At 39.0% G+C, this 23,479-nt stretch carries 21 protein-coding genes, 3 tRNA genes, 3 rRNA genes and 1 pseudogene; 14 read left to right on the forward strand and 14 right to left on the reverse strand.

All coding sequences use genetic code 11. From position 1 onward, the window contains the following. Positions 1–359 precede the first annotated feature (359 nt). From rrf to EJF25_RS04395, 6 genes are all read right to left on the reverse strand, one after another. Positions 360–470, reverse strand: a 5S ribosomal RNA gene (gene rrf / locus EJF25_RS04375). Between the two features lie 108 nt (positions 471–578). Next, positions 579–3,461: ribosomal RNA gene (locus tag EJF25_RS04380) — 23S ribosomal RNA — on the reverse strand. Further along, entirely contained in the window at positions 3,462–3,593 is a 132-nt protein-coding gene (locus EJF25_RS26105; protein ID WP_262707190.1) for a hypothetical protein, read from the reverse strand. A gap of 25 nt (positions 3,594–3,618) precedes the next feature. Then, positions 3,619–3,695, reverse strand: a tRNA-Ala gene (locus EJF25_RS04385). A gap of 74 nt (positions 3,696–3,769) precedes the next feature. Beyond that, positions 3,770–3,843 (reverse strand) — tRNA-Ile (locus EJF25_RS04390). A 307-nt stretch (positions 3,844–4,150) separates the two neighbouring features. Beyond that, a 16S ribosomal RNA gene (locus tag EJF25_RS04395) occupies positions 4,151–5,676 on the reverse strand. Together the 16S, 23S and 5S rRNA genes with 2 tRNA genes alongside form the textbook arrangement of a ribosomal RNA operon. Positions 5,677–7,983: 2,307 nt before the next feature. Between EJF25_RS04395 and EJF25_RS04405 the strand changes: the two are divergent. Next, positions 7,984–8,903 (forward strand): annotated as a pseudogene (locus EJF25_RS04405) (IS1595 family transposase). Continuing rightward, positions 8,900–9,070, forward strand: coding sequence for a hypothetical protein (locus tag EJF25_RS24810; RefSeq protein ID WP_160119372.1), 171 nt, complete (start codon positions 8,900–8,902; stop codon positions 9,068–9,070). The pseudogene EJF25_RS04405 and the gene EJF25_RS24810 overlap by 4 nt, the downstream one beginning before the upstream one ends. Before the next feature lie 397 nt (positions 9,071–9,467). On the opposite strand, the gene EJF25_RS04410 is transcribed toward EJF25_RS24810, so the two are convergent. After that, a complete protein-coding gene (locus EJF25_RS04410) occupies positions 9,468–9,629 on the reverse strand; it encodes a hypothetical protein (RefSeq protein ID WP_235016715.1) in 162 nt (53 codons plus the stop codon). A gap of 297 nt (positions 9,630–9,926) precedes the next feature. On the opposite strand from EJF25_RS04410, the gene EJF25_RS04415 reads away from it, so the two are divergent. Continuing rightward, entirely contained in the window at positions 9,927–10,325 is a 399-nt protein-coding gene (locus tag EJF25_RS04415) for a hypothetical protein (RefSeq protein ID WP_125040206.1), read from the forward strand. A gap of 185 nt (positions 10,326–10,510) precedes the next feature. On the opposite strand, the gene EJF25_RS04420 is transcribed toward EJF25_RS04415, so the two are convergent. Beyond that, positions 10,511–10,798: a hypothetical protein gene (locus tag EJF25_RS04420; RefSeq protein WP_125040207.1), complete on the reverse strand. Its 288-nt coding sequence runs from the start codon at positions 10,796–10,798 to the stop codon at positions 10,511–10,513. A 146-nt stretch (positions 10,799–10,944) separates the two neighbouring features. Here EJF25_RS04420 and EJF25_RS04425 point away from each other — a divergent pair, with 146 nt between their 5' ends. Then, positions 10,945–11,154 carry a hypothetical protein gene (locus EJF25_RS04425; RefSeq protein WP_125040208.1) on the forward strand — a complete coding sequence of 70 codons (210 nt, stop codon included), beginning with the start codon at positions 10,945–10,947 and terminating at the stop codon, positions 11,152–11,154. A gap of 108 nt (positions 11,155–11,262) precedes the next feature. Here the strand turns inward: EJF25_RS04425 and EJF25_RS04430 are convergent, their stop codons facing one another. Then, positions 11,263–12,531 (reverse strand): histidine-type phosphatase, encoded by a 1,269-nt coding sequence (locus EJF25_RS04430; protein WP_125040209.1) that lies wholly within the window; start codon positions 12,529–12,531, stop codon positions 11,263–11,265. Positions 12,532–12,706: 175 nt separating this feature from the next. On the opposite strand from EJF25_RS04430, the gene sppA reads away from it, so the two are divergent. The 6 genes from sppA to EJF25_RS04460 all read left to right on the forward strand — a co-directional run bounded on the left by sppA (position 12,707) and on the right by EJF25_RS04460 (position 19,124). Further along, the gene (gene sppA, locus EJF25_RS04435) at positions 12,707–14,485 is read left to right on the forward strand and encodes a signal peptide peptidase SppA (RefSeq protein WP_125040210.1); all 1,779 of its coding nucleotides are present in this window, start codon (positions 12,707–12,709) and stop codon (positions 14,483–14,485) included. A gap of 11 nt (positions 14,486–14,496) precedes the next feature. Then, complete coding sequence (gene lpxK / locus EJF25_RS04440) at positions 14,497–15,624, forward strand: tetraacyldisaccharide 4'-kinase (protein WP_125040211.1); 1,128 nt, start codon at positions 14,497–14,499, stop codon at positions 15,622–15,624. Then, positions 15,587–16,396, forward strand: a complete 810-nt coding sequence (locus EJF25_RS04445) for a purine-nucleoside phosphorylase (RefSeq protein WP_125040212.1) — start codon at positions 15,587–15,589, stop codon at positions 16,394–16,396. Before lpxK ends, EJF25_RS04445 begins: the two co-directional genes overlap by 38 nt. Before the next feature lie 17 nt (positions 16,397–16,413). After that, positions 16,414–17,448 carry a thiamine-phosphate kinase gene (gene thiL, locus EJF25_RS04450; RefSeq protein WP_125040213.1) on the forward strand — a complete coding sequence of 345 codons (1,035 nt, stop codon included), beginning with the start codon at positions 16,414–16,416 and terminating at the stop codon, positions 17,446–17,448. 140 nt (positions 17,449–17,588) lie between these two features. Next, a tRNA-Phe gene (locus tag EJF25_RS04455) sits at positions 17,589–17,661 on the forward strand. Positions 17,662–17,897: 236 nt separating this feature from the next. Beyond that, complete coding sequence (locus tag EJF25_RS04460; RefSeq protein ID WP_125040214.1) at positions 17,898–19,124, forward strand: site-specific integrase; 1,227 nt, start codon at positions 17,898–17,900, stop codon at positions 19,122–19,124. 65 nt (positions 19,125–19,189) lie between these two features. On the opposite strand, the gene EJF25_RS04465 is transcribed toward EJF25_RS04460, so the two are convergent. The 5 genes from EJF25_RS04465 to EJF25_RS04485 all read right to left on the reverse strand — a co-directional run bounded on the left by EJF25_RS04465 (position 19,190) and on the right by EJF25_RS04485 (position 21,013). Next, on the reverse strand, positions 19,190–19,492 hold the full coding sequence (locus EJF25_RS04465; protein WP_125040215.1) for a helix-turn-helix domain-containing protein: 303 nt from the start codon (positions 19,490–19,492) through the stop codon (positions 19,190–19,192). Between the two features lie 6 nt (positions 19,493–19,498). Further along, positions 19,499–19,795, reverse strand: coding sequence for a helix-turn-helix domain-containing protein (locus EJF25_RS04470; RefSeq protein WP_125040216.1), 297 nt, complete (start codon positions 19,793–19,795; stop codon positions 19,499–19,501). A 248-nt stretch (positions 19,796–20,043) separates the two neighbouring features. After that, entirely contained in the window at positions 20,044–20,277 is a 234-nt protein-coding gene (locus tag EJF25_RS04475; protein WP_235016716.1) for a helix-turn-helix domain-containing protein, read from the reverse strand. 141 nt (positions 20,278–20,418) lie between these two features. Next, a complete protein-coding gene (locus EJF25_RS04480) occupies positions 20,419–20,712 on the reverse strand; it encodes a DUF3876 domain-containing protein (protein WP_065762709.1) in 294 nt (97 codons plus the stop codon). Continuing rightward, positions 20,699–21,013 carry a helix-turn-helix domain-containing protein gene (locus EJF25_RS04485; protein ID WP_125040217.1) on the reverse strand — a complete coding sequence of 105 codons (315 nt, stop codon included), beginning with the start codon at positions 21,011–21,013 and terminating at the stop codon, positions 20,699–20,701. Before EJF25_RS04485 ends, EJF25_RS04480 begins: the two co-directional genes overlap by 14 nt. Positions 21,014–21,230: 217 nt before the next feature. On the opposite strand from EJF25_RS04485, the gene EJF25_RS04490 reads away from it, so the two are divergent. From EJF25_RS04490 to EJF25_RS04505, 4 genes are all read left to right on the forward strand, one after another. Beyond that, on the forward strand, positions 21,231–21,776 hold the full coding sequence (locus tag EJF25_RS04490) for a TetR/AcrR family transcriptional regulator (protein ID WP_125040218.1): 546 nt from the start codon (positions 21,231–21,233) through the stop codon (positions 21,774–21,776). 52 nt (positions 21,777–21,828) lie between these two features. Then, positions 21,829–22,347 (forward strand): DinB family protein, encoded by a 519-nt coding sequence (locus EJF25_RS04495; protein WP_125040219.1) that lies wholly within the window; start codon positions 21,829–21,831, stop codon positions 22,345–22,347. Positions 22,348–22,459: 112 nt separating this feature from the next. Next, positions 22,460–22,996, forward strand: coding sequence for a TetR/AcrR family transcriptional regulator (locus EJF25_RS04500; RefSeq protein WP_125040220.1), 537 nt, complete (start codon positions 22,460–22,462; stop codon positions 22,994–22,996). Between the two features lies 1 nt (position 22,997). Beyond that, a complete protein-coding gene (locus EJF25_RS04505) occupies positions 22,998–23,456 on the forward strand; it encodes a DUF2867 domain-containing protein (protein WP_125040221.1) in 459 nt (152 codons plus the stop codon). Positions 23,457–23,479 lie beyond the last annotated feature (23 nt).

Genomic DNA, 23,479 nt, shown 5'->3' on the forward strand with positions numbered 1-23,479 from the left:
CTAAATAACAATATTAGCCTTAATTAAAAGAACAGAACAAATATAACCAAAAGGCAGAAAACAAAAAACAAACAAATTCTGAAAAAGTAAAAAAGAAGAAGAAAAACGAATATATCAAGTACTGAAAACACCTATTTTACAATGCTGATCTCTAACATATTCCAAATGCTTGTTTTGACTACTTAAAATATACTAGAATAATTCTTTAGTCATATATAAACACAATTTCCAGATTTCCTAACCGATACATTCATAAGTACGTAGGTATCACAAGAATTGTACACATAAGCACTCTCTTAATCAGAGCGGATAAAAAACAGAAAGCCCCTCCGGTCAATCGACTGAAGGGGCTTCTTCAAAAACGGCAGTTACCTACTCTCCCACTGTTACGCAGTACCATCGGCGTGACGAGGCTTAACTTCTCTGTTCGGAATGGGAAGAGGTGGAACCCTCGTGCTATAACCACCTGAAAAAGGTTATGACATGATGAAAAGTAAAATTACAGTAATCATTATTATCAATAGTATTTATTATATTAATAATCATAATACGCTAAACGTATATAACAAACAAAACCAGAAAGAAAGTAGACGGGCAATTAGTAATGCTCGGCTAAGATGTTACCACCTGTACACCTGCATCCTATCAACGTCATCGTCTTTAACGACCCTAAGAAATCTAATCTTGTGGCTGGCTTCGTACTTAGATGCTTTCAGCACTTATCCAATCCCGACTTAGATACCCAGCAATGCACCTGGCGGCACAACTGGTAAACCAGAGGTCAGTCCAACACGGTCCTCTCGTACTAGTGTCAGAGCCACGCAAATTTCATACGCCCACGATAGATAGAGACCGAACTGTCTCACGACGTTCTGAACCCAGCTCGCGTGCCACTTTAATGGGCGAACAGCCCAACCCTTGGGACCTTCTCCAGCCCCAGGATGTGACGAGCCGACATCGAGGTGCCAAACCCCTCCGTCGATATGAGCTCTTGGGAGGGATCAGCCTGTTATCCCCGGAGTACCTTTTATCCTTTGAGCGATGTCCCTTCCATACGGAAACACCGGATCACTATGCTCTAGTTTCCTACCTGATCGACTTGTGAGTCTCCCAGTCAAGCGCCCTTATGCCATTACACTCTACGGACGGTTACCAATCGTCCTGAGGGCACCTTTAGAAGCCTCCGTTACTGTTTTGGAGGCGACCACCCCAGTCAAACTACCCACCAAACAGTGTCCTCGAAATTACGAGTTAGAACTCAAATAATCAAAGGGCCGTATTTCAACAGCGACTCCATTCAAACTGGCGTCTGAACTTCAAAGTCTCCGGCCTATCCTACACATTAATTACCCAAATTCAATGTTAAGCTATAGTAAAGGTTCACGGGGTCTTTTCGTCCCATCGCGGGTAATCGGCATCTTCACCGATACTACAATTTCACTGAGCTCACGGTTGAGACAGTGTCCAGATCATTACACCATTCGTGCAGGTCGGAACTTACCCGACAAGGAATTTCGCTACCTTAGGACCGTTATAGTTACGGCCGCCGTTTACTGGGGCTTCAATTCAATGCTTCTCTTGCGATGACATCTCCTCTTAACCTTCCAGCACCGGGCAGGTGTCAGGCTGTATACCGAATCTTTCGATTTTGCACAGCCCTGTGTTTTTGTTAAACAGTTGCCTGGACCTATTCTCTGCGCCCAGCCGAAAAGCTGGGACCCTTTATCCCGAAGTTACAGGGTTAATTTGCCTAGTTCCTTAACCGTGATTCACTCAAGCGCCTTAGTATATTCAACCCGACTACGTGTGTCCGTTTACGGTACGGGTACCTCAAAGATTAAGTTTAGCGGATTTTCTTGGGAGTTTGATTACATACGCTATTACTTCATTCCGAAGAATTCGGTATACTATCAGGTTCGACTCTCATCCTGGATTTGCCTGGGATGATCAGCATCTACACCCTTTAACGGACTATTCCGTCAGTCCGCGGTATTGTCACTGCTCCGTCTCCACAATCACTCTTTAAGGTAGTACAGGAATATTAACCTGTTCTGCCATCGGCTTCGCCGTTCGGCTGAGCCTTAGGACCCGACTAACCCTGATCCGATTAGCGTTGATCAGGAAACCTTAGTCTTGCGGCGAGGGGGTTTCTCACCCCCTTTATCGTTACTTATACCTACATTTGCTTTTCCACACGCTCCAGTATAGCTGACGCTACGCCTTCGACGCGGAGTGGAATGCTCCCCTACCGATCATTGCTGATCCCATAGCTTCGGTAAAACACTTAATGCCCGATTATTATCCACGCCAAACTCCTCGACTAGTGAGCTGTTACGCACTCTTTAAATGAATGGCTGCTTCCAAGCCAACATCCTAGCTGTCTTAGCAATCTGACTTCGTTAGTTCAACTTAGTGTTTATTTGGGGACCTTAGCTGATGGTCTGGATTCTTCTCCTTTGGGACATGGACCTTAGCACCCATGCCCTCACTCCTGTGATTGGACTAATGCGCATTCGGAGTTTGTCAAGACTTGATAGGCGGTGAAGCCCTCGCATCTTATCAGTCGCTCTACCTCACATTAGTAACTCACAAGGCTGCACCTAAATGCATTTCGGGGAGTACGAGCTATCTCCAAGTTTGATTAGCCTTTCACCCCCACCCTCAGGTCATCCGGAAGCTTTTCAACGCTTATCGGTTCGGTCCTCCAGTTAGTGTTACCTAACCTTCAACCTGCCCAAGGGTAGATCACTTGGTTTCGCGTCTACTCCTTCCGACTGGACGCCCTATTAAGACTCGCTTTCGCTTCGGCTGCATGTCTCTAGACACTTAACCTTGCCGGAAAAAGTAACTCGTAGGTTCATTATGCAAAAGGCACGCCGTCACTGTTTTAACAGCTCCGACCGCTTGTAGGCGCATGGTTTCAGGGACTATTTCACTCTTCTATTCGAAGTGCTTTTCACCTTTCCTTCACAGTACTGGTTCGCTATCGGTCTCTCGGGAGTATTTAGCCTTACCGGATGGTCCCGGTGGATTCACGCAAGATTTCTCGTGTCCCGCGCTACTCAGGATACCACTACGCTTCGTCTGGTTTAGAATACCGGGCTATCACCGTCTATGGCCGAACTTTCCAGATCGTTCTTCTCACCAGATGTCATGCGACATCGTGGTCCTACAACCCCATAATTGCCGTAACAACTATGGTTTGGGCTAGTCCCCGTTCGCTCGCCACTACTAGGGGAATCATTATTATTTTCTTTTCCTGCAGGTACTAAGATGTTTCAGTTCCCTGCGTTAGCTTCCATCGAGGATGGATGTCATTCCTTCAGAATGACGGGTTGTCCCATTCGGAAATCTCTGGATCAAGGGTTATTTGCACCTACCCAGAGCTTATCGCAGCTTATCACGTCCTTCATCGCCTCCGAGAGCCAAGGCATCCGCCATGCGCCCTTGCTTACTTTCTTTCAAACTGACTTCTTCATGGTTGGCATGGGAATCGTTGTATTGCTACGAAGATACCAATTGATCCAATGAAGAGTGTGCGGCTTGATATATACTTTTAGCTCTTTACTAAATTTTACTTTTTGTTTCATCATGTCAAAGATCGTTTCTCTTGCGAGATGGTGGAGAATAACGGATTCGAACCGTTGACCCTCTGCGTGCAAGGCAGATGCTCTAGCCAGCTGAGCTAATCCCCCGAAGATTATGAAGAATAAGGAGGGAGGTATTGTTTTTATTCATACCATTCGTGTTCCTTTTTGCTTCTTCGAAGTAGTCCCAGGCAGAGTTGAACTGCCGACCTCTACATTATCAGTGTAGCGCTCTAACCAACTGAGCTATAGGACTGTGTTCTACGCATTATCGGCTGCTTTCGGCATAATCGATGCAAGCATCGCTTATGCTATCTCTTGCTCGATAATTCAACCTTGTCTACCATCGTTAGACTCGGCTTCTGTTTTCTCTTGTTTATCTCTATCTATACTTCTATAGATTTGATCTATATGTTATAAATAAACAAGTACTAGTAGTACATTAAATAGAACCTTGATAGTCTATATGTTGGATGGTTGAGGTAGAATGATAATCATTTCTATTTATAGAATAGGAGTGAGAAGCTATCTACGGCCATGCAACGGTAACGACATCGCTCCAGAAAGGAGGTGTTCCAGCCGCACCTTCCGGTACGGCTACCTTGTTACGACTTAGCCCCAATTACCAGTTTTACCCTAGGACGCTCCTTGCGGTTACGTACTTCAGGTACCCCCGGCTTTCATGGCTTGACGGGCGGTGTGTACAAGGCCCGGGAACGTATTCACCGCGCCATGGCTGATGCGCGATTACTAGCGAATCCAGCTTCACGAAGTCGGGTTGCAGACTTCGATCCGAACTGAGAGAGGTTTTGGGGATTGGCATCCTGTCACCAGGTAGCGGCCTTCTGTACCTCCCATTGTAACACGTGTGTAGCCCCGGACGTAAGGGCCGTGCTGATTTGACGTCATCCCCACCTTCCTCACATCTTACGACGGCAGTCTCTCTAGAGTCCTCAGCGTCAACTGTTAGTAACTAAAGATAAGGGTTGCGCTCGTTATGGCACTTAAGCCGACACCTCACGGCACGAGCTGACGACAACCATGCAGCACCTTCACAACTGCCTTGCGGCTATAGTGTTTCCACTATATTCAGTTGCAATTTAAGCCCGGGTAAGGTTCCTCGCGTATCATCGAATTAAACCACATGTTCCTCCGCTTGTGCGGGCCCCCGTCAATTCCTTTGAGTTTCACCGTTGCCGGCGTACTCCCCAGGTGGAATACTTAATGCTTTCGCTTGGCCGCTTGCGGTATATTGCAAACAGCGAGTATTCATCGTTTACTGTGTGGACTACCAGGGTATCTAATCCTGTTTGATACCCACACTTTCGAGCCTCAGTGTCAGTGACCAGTCTAGTGAGCTGCCTTCGCAATCGGAGTTCTTCGTGATATCTAAGCATTTCACCGCTACACCACGAATTCCGCCCACCTCTACTGTACTCAAGACTGCCAGTATCAACTGCAATTTTACGGTTGAGCCGCAAACTTTCACAACTGACTTAACTGTCCACCTACGCTCCCTTTAAACCCAATAAATCCGGATAACGCTCGGATCCTCCGTATTACCGCGGCTGCTGGCACGGAGTTAGCCGATCCTTATTCATATGGTACATGCAATATTCCACACGTGGAGCATTTTATTCCCATATAAAAGAAGTTTACAACCCATAGGGCAGTCATCCTTCACGCTACTTGGCTGGTTCAGGCTTACGCCCATTGACCAATATTCCTCACTGCTGCCTCCCGTAGGAGTTTGGACCGTGTCTCAGTTCCAATGTGGGGGACCTTCCTCTCAGAACCCCTATCCATCGATGACTAGGTGGGCCGTTACCCCGCCTACAATCTAATGGAACGCATCCCCATCTTTTACCGAAATTCTTTAATAACAAAATCATGGGATTTTTTTATACTATCGGATATTAATCTTTCTTTCGAAAGGCTATCTCCGAGTAAAAGGTAGGTTGGATACGTGTTACTCACCCGTGCGCCGGTCGCCATCGTTTCTATTGCTAGAAATATGCTGCCCCTCGACTTGCATGTGTTAAGCCTGTAGCTAGCGTTCATCCTGAGCCAGGATCAAACTCTTCATTGTAAAAGTATTTTTGAATATCCAAAAAGGATATCTGTGATCTCTGCCGGATGCCGTACGTTTTATTGACTTCAATCTAATACCTATTTAAAAGGTATTGACGGTTCTATTTTTTTTCTTGTACTACTTGTATTGTTTATCAATATGTCAAAGAACTTAATTGCTTTGGTTTCAAAAGCGGGTGCAAAGGTAAGGGGTTTATTTGAAACTACCAAATGTTTGGAAAAGTTTTTTTTCAGCTTTTCTCTTGGCTCTTTCTAAGGCTCTCTTATCGAAAGGGAAAGAAGGGACAAGATGAAGGAACTGGGGATAAACCGGTTTCTTTGCGAATCGGAGTGCAAAGATAAGAACTTTATGCTATTGCTTCCAAAACTTTTTGGAAGTTTTTTTGTTCTTTGTCTTAACCTGATTTACGCTTTTGCAGTTTGTCAAGTAACTAAGGCTTTCTTCTCTTGGAAAGCGGGTGCAAAAGTAGGGGATTTTAAGATATGATCCTAATTTTAGAGTACTTTTTATGCAAGTTTTTTTAAGATTGGGGATAAATGGCTGAGGGAGAGGGATGTTGTATAACATAATTTGGAGAGGGGAAGGAAGGAGGGGAATAGGGGGACTCATTATTATATTTAAAGCGAGAGAGATTCGAGAGAGAGAGAGAGTTGAGGGGATAAAATTGAATGAACGAAAAACGAATTATCCAAAAAAGGGAGAAGAGAACTAAGAACTAGAATAGAAACCACATTACAAGGAGTGAGAAAACGGATGCATTTATAAAAAGCATCAGGTATAAAATAAGGTGAAACGTGAATTCAGCTTCAGTACACATATAGAATTAAAAATGTTTTTTTGCCATAACAGTCACTTTTTAACAGATAAGAATCTGGATAACAATAAACTATAAGGTGACGGTAATAGGTGACGGCAGTGTGATGGAATAATTTGCTGTCACACTAATTAGAAGTAGTAAAAACAATTATAAGGGGGAAAGGATTGGGTTCTTCTTCTCTATTTTGTGCAGGATAGTAGTTGACTTGAAAATCGTTTTTTGCTTTCCTCAATCAGAGGTTTGCCGGCAGAGATATTACTAAGCTATTTATGATGTAATAATATGGCTGTGCAAAAAGTGAAAAAACAAGATATTTAATTGGAGTGCACTAACAAAATTGCAAGCTTAATGTCTTGGCTTAATACTGATTTACTTTACACTAAATCGCCATTGAGGTTTCATTCGGATGAAACTAGCAGTTTCAAGCAATGAAACCTTTAGTTTCAATAAGATGAAACTTATAGTTTCATGCGGTGAAACTATTGGTTTCAAGGGATGAAACCGTCAAAAGATATAGATGTGGGAATGAAGTTTACCTAATACCATTAGTTTCAAAGGTGTGAATGTTATAAGTATTTTTTGTTATAAATGATTTATATTCATAATATTAGTCCTGAATTACAAGCTGTTAATAGTTGATTAATAGGCTATTAATGGCTGAGAAGTAGACTATTAATAGTTGGGACATAGACTATTAATACCCATCAACTGACTTGATGATACTTTCCGTAACTTTAGAAAAACATTCGTGAAAGCTAGGGCCGTCATAGGTTTGGTGACGGTAATTTTGCCGTCACAGTGCCATCACACATTTCCGTCACACGATTACACGCTCATTATCAATGATCCATCAACGCTCATGTGACGGTGACGGAAAAAAATCAAAAAAAATATCCAAGAGAGAGTGAGTAGAATAAAAAAAGTTTTCTTAAATTCCTGCTGATTTCATATATTCCACAAAAAAGACCGTAGCTCTTTACAAAAGCAGACGGTCTTCCAGCAAGCTCTTCAACTATTCTTTTACTTCATCTTATACACCAAAGTTCCCCCTTTCAATATATCTTCGTGTTAAAATGGTAAAACAACTAGTAATATTTCTCAAAACAATCAGACTCATATTTAATTACATTAACACAAAACAAAATGCAATATTTCATTTTGGATTTACAAAGATGATAACTGTAAAATATTTAGGATAACATTTTGACTTTTCAGGTCCCCAAAAACTATCTTAAAAGAGTTCGGAACAACACTTTCATAAGTCGCCATACATGGTTCTCAAGAATCTGAATCTCTTTGTCTAGTAGGAATAGCCATTACAAAATAATTAGGGTGATTATTTGCGACATTACCCTAACTAACTTTGCTAATAATACCGTTCAAAACAAGAGTTTTGGGCGGTATTTCAATATACACAGATAACTGTTTTCCCTAGCAACTTTTCTCACCAGAGTTATATATAGCAAGAAATATTAAACTTTGGTAAGATGAATATCGGTAAATTCAACTCCTTATACGACCTTTTGGAAGCATTTTCTACGGAGGAAAGCTGCATCAAGTATTTGGAACAGCAACACTGGGCAAATGGTATTCCTGTTTCTCCTTATGACCCTACATCCAAAGTATATAACCATAGCGATGAAATGTACCGCTGTAAGAATACGAGCAAGAATTTCAACGTCAGCATAGAAACTATGTTTGAAGGCTCTAAATTGTCGTTGAGAAAATGGTTCGTGGCTATCTATGAAATAACATCCCGCAAGAAAGGTATTTCATCAATCGAATTATCCAAGAGAATATCCGTTACCTATAAAACTGTGTGGTTCATGAATCAGCGTATTCGTGAATGCTTCGGTATTGTAATGGAAGAGAAACTTGACGGAGAAGTCGAACTTGATGAAACTTTCGTGGGCGGAAAGAATAAAAATCGGCACTATAACAAGAAAGTAAAGAAATACCAAGGCAGGAGTTTCAAAGATAAAGTTCCCCTCATGGGTATGCTTTAGCGTGGCGGTAAGGTGGTTTGTAAAGTAATCCGTAACACTTCCTATAAATCATTGACAGTTCCTATTCTCAAAACTGTAAAACGCATGGCAACGTTATTCTCTGATGAATGGTGCGGATATAAAACCGTTAGCAATTATATGAGCATTACGTAGTTGACCACGGTCACGGACAATACGTTGATGAAGACGCTTATACGAACAATATCGAAGGCTTTTGGAGTATTCTGAAACGTAGCTTGACGGGAATATATAACCATACGAGCAAGAAACACCTTGAACGATATGTTAATGAGTTCAGCTTCCGCTATAATACGAGAGGTTTTGATGACGTTTCACGATTTAATCTGTTACTATGCAATTCAGATTATCATCGTACAACTTTTCAAAGTCTGACAAAATGAGTAAAAAGAAACAAGTAACAATAGAAGACATGGAAAAGGCAATGGCTATCGAACTTCTACCTGCAAAAGAATTAAAGAAGCAAGCAGAAGTTCCAGTGTTTTTTTCTGTTCTCATGCAGAAGGCTATGAAATACGATATTAAACCTAAAAAGAAAAGCAAGAAATAACTCCTTCATCTAATTTTGACCTTGGGAGCTTGCTCTGCGGTTTTCTTTACTTTCTTAGCCCAGCATTGTTTTTGGTCGCTCCAATATATACCATTCTTTTTAAGGATTTTGTAAAAAGCCTTTTGGCTTTCTTCATCTTCAAATCCTGCATAATTCCAATCCGTTTCATCATCTCAGCCAGTACTTGAATTGAAATAATCATTCAAATCTACTGTTCGTTCAATATAGTTATCGGAAAGTTCTATTTTGGGAGCAACTTCTTCAATTTGGTAATTCTTTCGGAACTCTCTTTGCTCTACTGTACGATTGTAGAAAAATACGGCAAATAATACAAGTAGTATAAGCACGATAGTCCATAATACCTTAACGAGGGTATCACTTTCTCCTTTTTCACGCTCTAAATGCTTGGAACATGCAATACAATCAATCCTACAATACCCCAGAATAGAGATAAGAAGAACCAGTTTACAGAATTACGCCCTTTTCGAGAAGCTAATATGGTGGCAATAGAAATACCCAACGCAAACAGAATACAAAAGAAACCTACTATAAGTTCCATGGTGGCGAATTTTAACGAGTTCTCCACGACAGCCATAGGAGAAATTTAACAATGTTAGTTGTTAAAGAAAGTGGGCTGCCCCTGTGCATACTCGTTAGGTATCGCCAAACACCTATATATACACACAGTAAGGCAACCCACAAGTATGATCTGTCCTCTGTGCCTCGTATATACCTCTTGATAATTTGACGATTTCAACGAGTATAAGGCACTTTCCTTATTATATTCCAAAACTTTGTCCTGAAAGACACAGTAAAGATAGCGAGAAAAATCGTATTTTTACTCAAAAATACAATCATGAATTTGATAACTCCTAAACTAAAAGATTCAATTTTACGAGATTTTGTAATTTCGGAAGATGTTCCGATTGATATTGAATATGACGAATTTGCATCTAAGTATTCAACATCAAGTGATAGGTTATGCATGATATTAGAGCAGTTTGAAGCTATGAATTTAATTAAACTCACTCCTTGTATTGGAAGTTGCTTTATACAAGTCACAGCTTATGCTCACTATTATATATCACATGGAGGTTTTACCGCTCAAGAAGAAATTTTGAAAGCGAATATTGAGAAACTGGGATTGGAATTAGAAACTCTTTCTAAACAACTTGAACCAAATCTTCTTGATAAAGCTGAAAAAATTGTATCGTTGGGTAGTAATATTCTTAATGCTCTTAACCTGTTTCTCTGAAATATTATCGTCAATCCAATCTGTAAATGATTTAACGGAGATATTTCTTTGGAATAAAGAGTAATACTACAAGTGTTGTCAAAGATTTCTTTATTGTCGATTTTAATCAATCTGCGAATGAATGTTTTAGAATCAGCAATATTTGTTTCATATTCTATTGTTATTATTTTCTTTCTCATAACTTCTTATTTATCAAGTGTTCTATAATCAGGGTTGGCTTTCATTTTACTCCGTATCGTTATATCATTGAAGAGTTTACGAATACAAAGAAGAGCTAAATTTTCGCCAAGTTTCGGAAACTTCTCCATAAACCGTCCTTTCAGAAGGTGAAGACGCAAAGAGTGCTTTTCTTCGTCCTTATAATCAAACTGCTCTTCAAACATAATCTGATTGTTCCGTTCTCCTCTGACAATGATAGTGGTTTCCTTACCGCCATTGTCTTGTACTTCAATTGAAATAATTATCTTGTTCATATTTACAAATTTTCCTTATTCTATATCTGAAAACTTTGTAAGTATAAGTAAATGATTTATAGTAGCATTAGTAAAACGCTTATTCTATTGTACAGTCCAAAAACTTGCTTCAACTTTGCATATCGAAACTTCAAAATATACGTTTTATGGACATTAAGAAAGGACAAAAATTAAGAGAAGAATGGGGCGATAAGCCATGCGACCATCCAAGTTTTGAAAAAGAAACTCAAGGAGCACCAATATCTGGGCTCGGATATGTTGAAAGCAAAACAGGTGATTACATTTGCACTCAATGCGGCGAAACATTTACAAAAGTCGAAAAAGATGAAATTGAAGCTAATAGAGCCCAAAAGTAATTGAAAAAACTAAGGGAATAGCCGTCAAGGTTATTCCCTTTACTGTTTAATCAGTTATTATAAATCAGACAAGCCTATTTAGGGTAATGTCGTAAATAATCACCTTAATTAATTATACTTTGACAATTTGTTTCGATAATAAGAGGAAACATCCTTCCAATGATAATAAGGAGTCAAATCACTTTCCACCGGTAACTTCATTTCACGTTCATTCAGCAAGACTTTCACTAGAATGTCTGCATTACCTTTCTTATGAAAGAATACAAATTGCACATTGCAAGCCATCGGAAATACTTCGTAAGCTCGCCATTGCTCAGATAGTTTTTCGATATCGGGATAAGATTGTCCATAATGGTTTAATTCCAGCAAAGCTACAAAAGGAAGTACACAGGATTCGTGCCCGAAACGCAAGGTAGCTCTTCGTTTTCCATCTTTTAAGGCATCATCAGCAGTATCCAGAATATTCCGCAGTAATTCGGCCTCCCGATAAGGCATCAGACACTGAGTCAGAGGAGAACAGCCGGAATTCAGGAACCAATTCACATTATTACAGTTCCATAAATCATAGCATTCATCATCGTTGAACAAAGAATATAGCTCCATATCTGTGTCATGACTTTGCATATTAGCAGCTATATCAAACAAACGTCTCATCAGTCGTGCTGCATCTACATTGTTTCTTACATATTCCTCATCGGTAAACAATACTTTCATCAAACGGGACGGATGCACATGATTCGCCTCAAAATCATTCATGATTTTCTTGACCTCTGCGGATTTAACCAGTTTCTCCAGATTCTTATCCTTATGATTCATATAAAACATATCATGATAGCTGGCGTCATTTTTAATCCGAAGATTCGGATTCATAGCTTGCAACTGAAGACATTCGGCAGTCATGGACAAGATACAACGAATCACGACAGTAGAACGTGCATCTACCTCCGTACTATCGGCAAAGATCTGAGGAAAGTTTGTAAACATACGCTTTGCAATACCTCTATGTTGGCGAGCTCCCAACGGAGTTAGCTCCCCTAATCTTTCATTTGCCATTTCTGCCATTTTCAGCACAATATTCAGGGTACTTTTTCCTTTTGTAGTAAGTTTATTCAAAGAGTCTGCTTTTAATAGCACCTGTTTTGGAAAGAGATAATCATTTGGATCGATCAGATAACGTGAGCCATGACGTGCATAAGTACTGATATAGAAGGGTTCATATCCTTTTGGGGCTGCTTGCTGTTTAACAGTAGGCGTAGGATAAGCATAATAATTGTTTGCAGAAAGTTGTCGGTTGGCTTTAATTTCTTCACGAGCTGTTTGCGCTTGCGCCACCAAGACTATCAGAATTAACAAAATAACGGAAGCGAGTCTTTTCATAATATTTTTATTTGCAAATATACTTTTTTATTCCGAGATTGCTTCTTTTATCCAAAGGAATAGTATCCCTTCTCTATGACAATGCAAAATTTCATGTGACTTATGGGACAAATATCAACTCAATTATTTATCTTTGTTAGCTTAAAGGTTAGTTGCCTCAAAAACAATAAGTAAAATGAAAGATTTCTTAAAATTTACACTTGCTACCATGACCGGCATAATTCTGTCGGGCATTGTATTCTTTATAATCGGTATGGTGACGTTATTCAGTATCGTATTCGCCTCTGAAAGTGAAACTATAGTCAAACAGAATTCTGTGATGATGCTCGACTTAAACGGTACGCTTGTTGAACGTATACAGGAAAATCCGATTGATCTGTTATCTCAATTATTTGATAATGATACCAATATATATGGTCTGGATGATATTCTTGCTTCTATCCAAAAAGCAAAGGAGAATGAGAACATCCAGGGAATCTATTTACAAGTCAGTTCCTTAGCCACTTCATACGCATCTCTGCAAGAGATCCGTAATGCACTGCTCGACTTCAAAGAAAGCGGAAAGTTCATCATAGCTTATGGTGATAACTATACACAGGGACTTTATTACTTATCAAGTGTAGCAGACAAAGTAATGCTTAACCCGAAAGGAATGATCGAATGGCGTGGTATTGCCTCCACCCCACTCTTCTATAAAGATTTGCTTCAAAAAATTGGAGTAGATATGCAAATATTTAAGGTAGGAACTTATAAATCGGCAGTTGAACCGTTTATTTCTACGGAAATGAGTCCTGCCAATCGTGAACAGGTAACCGCTTTCATCAATTCTATCTGGGGACAAGTGCTTACAGGAGTTTCTGATTCCCGACAACTTTCCGTTGATAGTCTGAATGCTTATGCCGATCGTATGCTTATGTTCTATCCTGCCGAAGAAAGCGTAAAATATGGACTTGCTGATACTTTGATCTACCGGAATGATGTACGCAATTATCTTAAAGAGCTAGTAAGTATTGATAAAGACGATAATCTTCCTACATTAAGTTTGAGTGAGATGATGAATATCAGGGAGAATACGCCCAAAGATATAAGCAATGATATCGTTGCAGTGTATTATGCATCCGGCGAAATCACCGACACATCCGGATCGGCAGCTTCAGAAGAAGGTATTGTCGGACCAAAAGTTATTCGGGATTTACGTAAACTAAAGGAAGACAATGATGTAAAAGCTGTCGTATTACGGGTTAATTCTCCGGGTGGCAGTGCGTTTGCCTCCGAACAAATATGGCATGCTGTAAAAGAGTTGAAGGAGGAGAAACCGGTTATTGTTTCTATGGGTGATTATGCTGCTTCCGGCGGTTATTACATTTCTTGTGTAGCCGATACTATCGTTGCAGAGCCAACGACACTCACCGGTTCTATCGGTATTTTCGGTATGGTTCCAAATGTAAAAGGATTGACTGAGAAGATCGGACTGACTTATGATGTTGTAAAAACAAACAAGTTTGCTGACTTCGGAAATATCATGCGTCCTTTTAATGAAGAGGAGAAGTCGTTGATGCAAATGATGGTAACTCAAGGATATGATACGTTTATTACCCGCTGTGCCGAAGGACGTCACATGACGAAAGAAGCAATTGAAAAGATTGCCGAAGGACGTGTCTGGACAGGTGAAACTGCTCAAGAACTCGGACTGGTAGACGTACTTGGAGGTATTGACGATGCATTGAAAATCGCAGTTAATAAAGCAGGAATTGAAAATTATACAGTTGTTTCTTATCCGTCTAAACTAGACTTCCTGTCTTCTCTACTTGGAGTAAAGCCTACGAATTATGTGGAATCACAAATATTAGAAAGTAATTTAGGAGAATATTATCAACAATTCGGTTTGCTGAGAAATCTGAAAGAGAAGTCCATGCTTCAGGCACGCATTCCGTTTGAATTGAATATTAAGTAACTGTATTTTATATGAGTGAGCACGTTGTCAAGATACATAAATGGCTCTATCCTGTCTCGTGGATTTACAAGACAGTGGTAGCAACGAGGAATAAACTGTTTGATTGGGGAGTATTCCAGTCGAAGAGTTTTAATATTCCTGTTATTTGCGTCGGCAATCTGGCCGTGGGCGGAACAGGGAAAACTCCTCATACCGAGTATTTGATAAAGTTGCTTCGTGATCAATATCAAGTAGCGGTATTGAGCAGAGGATACAAACGGCGTACGAGTGGTTATGTGCTTGCCACTCCACAAAGTACGGTAAAGACAATTGGTGACGAACCTTATCAGATGTATACCAAATTCCCGTCTGTCACACTAGCTGTTGATGAGAATCGCTGTCATGGCATTGAAAAATTGCTTCGTCTGAAAGAACCGACAATAGATGTTATTCTGCTTGACGATGCTTTCCAACATCGTTATGCCAAACCCGGATTAAGTATTCTGCTAACAGACTATCATCGTCTATTCTGTGACGATACTTTGCTCCCGGCGGGACGGCTACGGGAATCGATCAATGGAAAGAACCGAGCTCAGATTGTTATTGTCACTAAATGTCCGCGAGATATTAAACCTATTGACTACAACATCATTACCAAACGGTTAAACCTGTATCCATATCAGCAATTATTCTTTTCATCGTTCTGTTATGGAAATTTACGACCTATATTCTCTCAGAATGATTCAAATTCGATAACGGAAGATTCAGGAAACAAAGAGGTGCCTTTGTCTTCATTGACCGATGCAAACATATTACTGGTAACGGGCATTGCTTCCCCCGCCCCAATTCTTGAAAGATTAAAAGAGTATACGCAGAATATTGATCTCCTCTCATTTGGTGATCATCATGATTTCAGTCACCGAGATATACAGCTCGTCAAAGAAAGATTTAAAAAGCTGAAAGGTGATCAACGAATTATCATTACCACAGAAAAGGATGCAACCCGACTACTCCATCATCCGGCAGTGAATGAAGAACTAAAACCGTTCATCTACGCCTTGCCTATTGAAATTGAGATATTACAAAATCAACAAGATAAATTTAACCAACATATTATCAACTATGTTAGAGAAAATACAAGAAACCGCAGCTTATCTTAAAGAGAGGATGCACACAAGTCCTGAAACCGCCATCATTTTGGGAACCGGACTTGGGAGTTTAGCAAACGAGATCACCGAGAAGTATGAAATAAAGTATTCGGATATTCCTAACTTTCCGATATCGACTGTCGAAGGCCATAGTGGTAAGCTGATTTTCGGAAAGTTGGGCAATAAGGACATTATGGCAATGCAAGGTCGTTTCCATTATTACGAAGGATATTCAATGAAAGAAGTTACTTTTCCAGTGCGTGTAATGCGTGAATTGGGTATCAAGACGCTGTTTGTTTCTAACGCCAGCGGTGGAACGAATGCAGCTTTTGAGATCGGCGATCTAATGATTATTACCGATCATATCAATTACTTCCCCGAACATCCGTTACGTGGGAAAAATATCCCTTATGGTCCCCGTTTCCCGGATATGAGCGAGGCCTATGATAAGGAATTGATTCGTAAAGCGAACGAGATTGCCAAAGAAAAGGGAATTAAAGTACAGCATGGCGTATATATAGGTACACAAGGTCCCACTTTTGAGACTCCGTCCGAATACAAGCTGTTCCATATTCTTGGTGCTGATGCAGTAGGTATGTCTACAGTCCCCGAAGTGATTGTCGCCAATCATTGCGGAATCAAGGTGTTCGGTATTTCTGTAATTACCGACTTGGGAGTGGAAGGAAAAATCGTAGAAGTAACGCACGAAGAGGTTCAGAAAGCTGCTGATGCCGCTCAACCGAAAATGACTACAATCATGCGTGAACTTATCAATCGTGCATAAAAAGCTAAAGAATATTTATGAGAACTGAAATAGCCACTCTCGGAGAGTTTGGATTAATCAAACGTCTGACCGAGGGTATCAAACTGGAAAACAAATCAAGTAAATATGGTGTGGGCGACGATGCCGCCGTCCTCTCCTATCCTTCGGAAAAGGAAATTCTGGTGACTACGGACTTATTGATGGAAGGTGTGCACTTTGATCTCACTTATGTTCCTCTGAAACATCTGGGATATAAGGCAGCAGTCGTCAACTTCTCTGATATTTATGCGATGAACGGCACGCCTCGTCAAATTACCGTATCTCTTGCTCTGTCTAAACGTTTCAGCGTAGAAGACATGGAAGAACTTTATGCAGGTATTCGCTTGGCTTGTCAGCAATATCATGTGGATGTAATAGGTGGAGACACGAGTTCTTCTCTTACGGGACTTGCCATCAGCATAACTTGTATCGGTGAAGCAGATAAAGATAAAGTTGTTTATCGCAATGGTGCTAAAGAGACAGATTTAATTTGTGTAAGCGGTGACTTGGGTGCTGCTTACATGGGACTGCAATTACTGGAACGTGAAAAAGTAGTTCTAAAAGGTGAGAAAGATGTCCAACCCGATTTTACGGGCAAAGAATATCTTTTGGAACGCCAATTGAAACCGGAAGCCCGCAAAGACATTATCGAGAAATTAGCAGCCGCCAACATTGTGCCAACATCTATGATGGATATTTCCGACGGGCTTTCTTCGGAATTGATGCATATCTGTACGCAAAGCAACGCCGGCTGTCGTGTGTACGAGGAACATATCCCTATCGACTACCAAACTGCTGTTATGGCGGAAGAGTTTAACATGAACCTGACGACTTGCGCAATGAATGGTGGCGAAGATTACGAACTTCTCTTCACTGTTCCTATTGCCGATCATGAAAAGGTATCACAAATGGAAGGTATCCGCCTCATCGGGCATATCACGAAACCGGAACTTGGTTGCGCACTAATTACCCGTGACGGACAAGAATTTGAGCTGAAAGCTCAAGGATGGAACCCTTTGAAAGAAGAAAAATAAATTGTCATAGTAAATAACTAAAATATTTATTCGCATATAACACTGATAATAAGCAAACTAACTTTTTATCAGTGTTTTTTATTTCCAGAATCCTTGCAGAATCCAAAAGTTTCACTACCTTTGCAACCGCAAACAAGAAAGGTGCCATAGCTCAGTTGGTAGAGCAAAGGACTGAAAATCCTTGTGTCCCCGGTTCGATTCCTGGTGGCACCACTTTTAAAAGACTTCAAAATTGGTAAATCCCTGAAAATTAAACATTTCAGGGATTTTCTTTTTCTTCTAATCCGCATATTTTGAGCAGAATTACGCACTTCCGTAGTGCTAAATCGTGGACAATTTTAGTCTCGAAAAAAATGTCCACGAATTGTACCGTAAGTCGTTGATTGTCTTATCGTTTGTTTCTTGCTATTCTGCACGATTCAGTAACTTTAAACATTAATTTTTAGAGTATGAAACGACAGACTTTTAATGTGCTGTTCTTCATCCGCAAAACAAGAACAGTAAAATCAGGTGAAACGCCTATCATGTTGCGGATAACAATTCAAGGTCAATTAGCTGAAATACAGCTAAAACGAACTATTAAGCCCGAACTTTGGTCGCAAGCCAAAGAATGGTGTACAGGCAAAGATTCTAAATCTGTAGAAGTAAACCGCTATTTAGAATCGGTAAAATTACGCTTGTATGAGATTCATCGAACTTTAGAAGATGAAAACAAACTAATTAATCCGATGGAGATTAAAAGGCGTTTTCTCGGACTGGATGAAAAGCATAAGATGTTCTTTGGAGTATTCCAAGAACACAACGACAAATGTCGGGAACTGATCGGCAAGGATTATGCAAAGGTCACTATCTCCCGTTTTGATACATGCTTGAAGTATTTTAAAGAAATGCTTCTAAAACAGTACCATCTAAAAGATATTCCGATGAAAGAAATAAATAATGCCATTATTCAGGACTATATTCATTTCTTGAAATCAAAAAAGAATCTGCAAGAAAATACAGTTATCCGCTACATGAAAGTAGTCAAGAAGATTACTAACATGGCTCTTGCAAACGACTGGTTAGATAAAAATCCGTTTATGAATATCCACTTCCATGAGCAAGAAGTGCATAAGGAGTTTCTAACCAAAGAAGAATTAGAAATTTTACGAACTAAAGTTTTCAATGTACCACGCTTGGAATTGGTACGTGATATTTTCTTATTCCAGTGTTGGACTGGATTAGCGTTCATAGATGTATCGGAATTGAAACCCGAACATTTGGTAACAGATAATGAAGGTAACATCTGGATAAGAAAGGCTCGCCAAAAGACAAAAATCATGTGTAACATTCCACTTTTGGATATTCCGTTAGCTATATTGGATAAATACAAGGGCTATCCGCTTTGCGAAAAGAAAGGTACATTATTACCCGTTCCATGCAACCAAAAGGCAAACAGTTATTTGAAGGAAATAGCTGATTTCTGCGGAATTAAGAAGAACCTGACCACTCATACAGGGCGTCATACTTTTTCGACTGTCGTTACGCTAGCTAACAATGTTTCATTGGAAAATGTATCTAAGATGCTCGGTCATACCAATACGAAGATGACACAACGGTACGCAAAAGTATTAGATCAGAGTATTCTCCGAGATATGCAGAATGTACGAGAAAATTTCTCTCCTAAAACCACCTAAAGATAAAAACGGCTACCCAATCCATTCGGACGGTAGCCGTTTCTCTATCTTCATTATATTAAAGGCTAAAGAGAATAATCTCCTATATTATAGGCAGAACGAAACCTATCTTCCAAAACCTTCCTAATATCCGATTCACGAAACAGCACTTTGCCCGGAAGTTGGATAAAAGGGAAAATGCCATCATCCCGATAATACTGCAAAGTTCTACGGCTGATTTTGAGAATAGAACAAAGTTCTTCACTTGTCAGATACCGTTCACCCTCAAACATGGGCTTATTATTCTTCAATGCATATTCTATATAAGGTAAAACCCTATCTAACGATTGCAATAATTCTTGGCTATCCTCATTCGTATATAAGTCCATAAGCAATTATTCTTTAGTGGTTACTTTTATTCTACCTGAATCCAATAGTTTTTGTACTTCGGCAACCTTATAATATACCTTCTTGCCAACAGTCGAAAAAGAAAGTTTGCCACTCTCACGTAAAGACTGTAATGTTCGTAAAGGAATATTTAAGGAAGCTGCCAATGCCCTACCCTCTATCCATTCTTTCTCAATACGCATATCAGAGGGAGATAAAGAAGTATTATCTGCCCATGATACAATCTGTTCCAGCTTCTTTCTAAAAAAATCGAAGGAAAACCTTTCTATTGCTACTATATCCATATATAAATTACTTTTCAAAATTCATTTTCTTTTAAAGTAAGTTTTCCAGAACTCAATATGAAGCATTGACAAAGGTAAGTTCCGTATTTAGCCTGTTCAAGTCCAAGCCTTCGGTTTAGATAAAAATCTTCCTCTCATTGCATTTCGAGCGTATTTTTATCTAAAGACTTGCACAGACTAAATACTTCACTGAAAAAGTCAATGATTCAAATTAAATTCCGAAAAACAATATTTTTGAGGGTGGCAGATTATTCTTTCCAGCTTTCGAAGTAATGCTTTTGCAGGAGTTTATCAATATCACTTTGACGATATATGATTTTCCCTTTTATCTGGATGAAGGGGATTAATCCCGTATCCCGCCATTCTTGCAGAGTTCGTAGACTGACATTCAGTTTTTTAGAAACCTCATGATTAGAAAGAAATCGTTCTCCGTTTAGGTGGGGCTTATAGTGCTTGACAATCGATTCAATACCGTTCAGCATTCAATCGAGCGAAGAAATAAATTCTTTGACTTGTGGGGTATCTTTATTTATTAGTTCCATGATTGAAAGATTGTTTTATTGAAATATTGATTTCAAGATTGCTGGATGGCTAATCAGTTGAATAATTAGCTGATTGATTAATTAGTTTCGCAGATAGTCACCCAGTGATGAAAGATTAAGCACATCTTTCACTGGATCATAATCTATGTAAATCCGTTTAGGAGCAGGAGCAATAAAATACAGGCTACCTTCTTTTTGTATTTCATATGTGGCGGGTGAAGCCTGTTTGGTAGTTTCCGATACATATATAATAGAAAGAAGATAGTCTTTATCATTACGGTAGATGATAACCGTAGGATTCAGATTAACGCTTTCCCATGTGCCGACAATAGAAAACAGATTAAAGGATGGATAATCTTCTTTAGTTCTTTTCATAAGGCGTAATTTGTTTGAGTGATTGATTTTGTGTTTCACTGTCCGCAATAAATCTTTCAATATCGGAAGACTTATAATAAATCTTGTTCCCTATTTGGGAATAAGCCAGCCGTCCACTACTTCGGTAATATTGCAGCGTTCGTTTACTAAAACCTAACAGCAGGCACACTTCCTGACCATCCAGCCAGTTTTCAACTTTTTGAGTATGAGTGCTGCACAAACTCTCTATCCGTTTGGCAAACTCCGTGAACCGTTCGCAGACATACGAAAAGGTTCTCTTTTCAATGGTTACTACTTCCATACTTTTAATTTTTAATGGTTTATAAAACGTGTTGATTCTATTTTCACCAGCAAATGAAAGAAGAATCAAGAGCCGTTTTCTAAACTGTCTGAAAGTGGTATGAAGTGGTTATAACTGGCTGGATAAATGAAAATAGAAATTATACACTGTGAACATACAAGATGTTAAAATCGAAGATTTTATACTTACTACTAAGTAAATTGTATATATTTGCGTCATGAATGATACAAGAAGTGAAATAATACGTATAGGAAGTGAATTAATTCGCTCTATTGGTTACAATTCTTTTAGCTATGCAGACATATCTAAGGCATTGAATATAAAGAATGCAGCTATTCATTATTATTTCCCTTCAAAGTCGGATCTGGGAGTAGAGATAATAAGAGAAAATCTGAATGCTTTCAACGAACTAACTAAGACATGGGAAAGTTTGGATTATAAATCGCAGTTTTCCAATTACATTCATATGCATGATAGTTTTATCAATAATCATTGGGTTTGTATAGTTGGCTCACTTTCACCATCTTATGACACTTTACCTGAAAACATGCAGAAAGAGTTGCAGGGATTGGTAAACACGATTCTGAAATGGCTTACAGCTTTATTAGATAAAGGTTTAAAAAACAATGCTTTTTCATTTGCGGAAACACCAAGAACAAAGGCTTTTATGGTTCATTCTGCATTACTATCTTCTTTGCAAATGAATAAAGTATTAAGAAATGATGTGTATAAATCAATACAGGAAGGATTATTAAATATCTAATATTTTTTTGCCCCAAGTACTTACTTACTAATAAGTATATAAATTTATAGAAATGAAAAGAATTGATTTTTTAAGAGAACAGATTATTGAATCGAGGAATTTTGTAAATCGTTTGATTTCCGAAATACCACAAGATTTGTGGTACACAATTCCTCAAAACACAGATTCAAATTTTGCTTGGCAAGTTGGACATTTAATGATTAGCCAAAACTTCCATGCTATCACATGTATCACAGGAAGAAATACTAAAGTCGCAGAATTGATACCTATTGTTGATTATGTGAAAATCTTCAATGGTATGGGAACCCTACATAGGTCAGTAGAAAAAAACTTGATACCAGCATATGAGCTAAAAGATCAGTTTGATGCCATTCACGAAATATGCATAGATAATTTATCCCAATTAAATGATGATATATTATTTGAGCAATTAGAACCTATTCCGTTTAAGCATCCAGTAGCTAATAATAAATATGAAGCATTATCTTGGTGTTTCAAACATGAAATGTGGCATAGTGCGGAAATGGAAGAATTAAAGCGTATGCTAGGTTATCCTATCAAATGGCTTTAAAGATAGCTGCGTCTTAAATACAGGAAATGATAATAAAAGAGACAGGCAAGCTATTGTTTATTCTAATAAAGTGATTACATTTGCATACCATACCATATGGTATGTTTGAGTTATGAAGAAAGTAGATAAAAATCAATGGTTCGTAATAGGACTAAACGTTTTAGAAAATGATGGATATTCTAAGATTACAATAGACAACTTATGTGCCTTACTGAAAATTACAAAGGGAGCATTCTATCATCATTTTAAGAATATTGATGGGTATGTTGATGCTCTCATGAAGTATTGGTTGGAGGTAAACACATTTGAGTTTATTCGTGAAGTGGACAAATTGAGCACTCCCAAAGAGCAACAGCAGAAATTAGCTGATATGGCAGCATACGCTTCTATCCGAAACGAAAGTGTAATACGGGCATGGGGATATTCCAATCCAATTGTGGAAAATTATGTAGCGCAAGCGGATAGTATCAGGTTGGAATATGCAAGCAAACTAAATGAAGCAACCGGATTGGATGCTAAACAAGCAATGGATTTGGCGATAATACAATACTCCATGCTGATTGGCATGCAGCAAGTTTGTTCGGCTCTACCAGCGGAACAGTTCAAAGAGTTGCAGGATATGGTTATCAATAAATTTAAAGAGCAGTAAAATGAAAAACATACCAATAAGTGGCTTGATTGAAAAGTATCTTCCTGCCGATTATGTAGATTCCTATTCAAGAGAAATAGTTTGTAATCAGAAAATAACACCTGAAAAATTTCACAATCTTGCTTTTAACCAACTTCCTAAATGGATAAATTGGTTAATGAATTTACGAAACGCTATCGTAAAGCCATTGGGATTGGATACAAAAAGTAAATTTACAGATAAGGTGTCTGATAAAAATGAGCATGAAGAGATTTTTGGAATGACTGACAGCCACTTGGATTTTCATGTTTCAATGTGGTGTGGTGAGTATAAAAATGGCAAACAGGAACTTAGGATTACAACTATTGTCAAATATAACAATAGGCTTGGACGAATATATTTTTTCTTTATTAGACCATTTCACAGAATAATCATTTACTTTCTATTGAAACGAATAAAGAATAAATATGAAAGGCAATAAACAAGAAATATAACGCGTGTTCG

It is taken from the genome of Bacteroides faecalis (genome assembly GCF_003865075.1).
Taxonomy (GTDB): Bacteria; Bacteroidota; Bacteroidia; order Bacteroidales; family Bacteroidaceae; genus Bacteroides; species Bacteroides faecalis.

Coding starts and splice junctions, on each gene's coding strand:
- EJF25_RS24810 (WP_160119372.1), top strand. CDS start 8,900: ATGAGTAAAAAGAAACAAGTAACAATAGAAGACATGGAAAAGGCAATG.
- EJF25_RS04425 (WP_125040208.1), top strand. CDS start 10,945: ATGGACATTAAGAAAGGACAAAAATTAAGAGAAGAATGGGGCGATAAG.
- sppA (WP_125040210.1), top strand. CDS start 12,707: ATGAAAGATTTCTTAAAATTTACACTTGCTACCATGACCGGCATAATT.
- EJF25_RS04445 (WP_125040212.1), top strand. CDS start 15,587: ATGTTAGAGAAAATACAAGAAACCGCAGCTTATCTTAAAGAGAGGATG.
- lpxK (WP_125040211.1), top strand. CDS start 14,497: ATGAGTGAGCACGTTGTCAAGATACATAAATGGCTCTATCCTGTCTCG.
- EJF25_RS26105 (WP_262707190.1), bottom strand. CDS start 3,593: ATGATGAAACAAAAAGTAAAATTTAGTAAAGAGCTAAAAGTATATATC.
- EJF25_RS04480 (WP_065762709.1), bottom strand. CDS start 20,712: ATGAAAAGAACTAAAGAAGATTATCCATCCTTTAATCTGTTTTCTATT.
- EJF25_RS04465 (WP_125040215.1), bottom strand. CDS start 19,492: ATGGACTTATATACGAATGAGGATAGCCAAGAATTATTGCAATCGTTA.
- EJF25_RS04415 (WP_125040206.1), top strand. CDS start 9,927: ATGAATTTGATAACTCCTAAACTAAAAGATTCAATTTTACGAGATTTT.
- EJF25_RS04410 (WP_235016715.1), bottom strand. CDS start 9,629: ATGGAACTTATAGTAGGTTTCTTTTGTATTCTGTTTGCGTTGGGTATT.
- thiL (WP_125040213.1), top strand. CDS start 16,414: ATGAGAACTGAAATAGCCACTCTCGGAGAGTTTGGATTAATCAAACGT.
- EJF25_RS04490 (WP_125040218.1), top strand. CDS start 21,231: ATGAATGATACAAGAAGTGAAATAATACGTATAGGAAGTGAATTAATT.
- EJF25_RS04470 (WP_125040216.1), bottom strand. CDS start 19,795: ATGGATATAGTAGCAATAGAAAGGTTTTCCTTCGATTTTTTTAGAAAG.
- EJF25_RS04430 (WP_125040209.1), bottom strand. CDS start 12,531: ATGAAAAGACTCGCTTCCGTTATTTTGTTAATTCTGATAGTCTTGGTG.
- EJF25_RS04420 (WP_125040207.1), bottom strand. CDS start 10,798: ATGAACAAGATAATTATTTCAATTGAAGTACAAGACAATGGCGGTAAG.
- EJF25_RS04475 (WP_235016716.1), bottom strand. CDS start 20,277: ATGCTGAACGGTATTGAATCGATTGTCAAGCACTATAAGCCCCACCTA.
- EJF25_RS04505 (WP_125040221.1), top strand. CDS start 22,998: ATGAAAAACATACCAATAAGTGGCTTGATTGAAAAGTATCTTCCTGCC.
- EJF25_RS04495 (WP_125040219.1), top strand. CDS start 21,829: ATGAAAAGAATTGATTTTTTAAGAGAACAGATTATTGAATCGAGGAAT.
- EJF25_RS04485 (WP_125040217.1), bottom strand. CDS start 21,013: ATGGAAGTAGTAACCATTGAAAAGAGAACCTTTTCGTATGTCTGCGAA.
- EJF25_RS04460 (WP_125040214.1), top strand. CDS start 17,898: ATGAAACGACAGACTTTTAATGTGCTGTTCTTCATCCGCAAAACAAGA.
- EJF25_RS04500 (WP_125040220.1), top strand. CDS start 22,460: ATGAAGAAAGTAGATAAAAATCAATGGTTCGTAATAGGACTAAACGTT.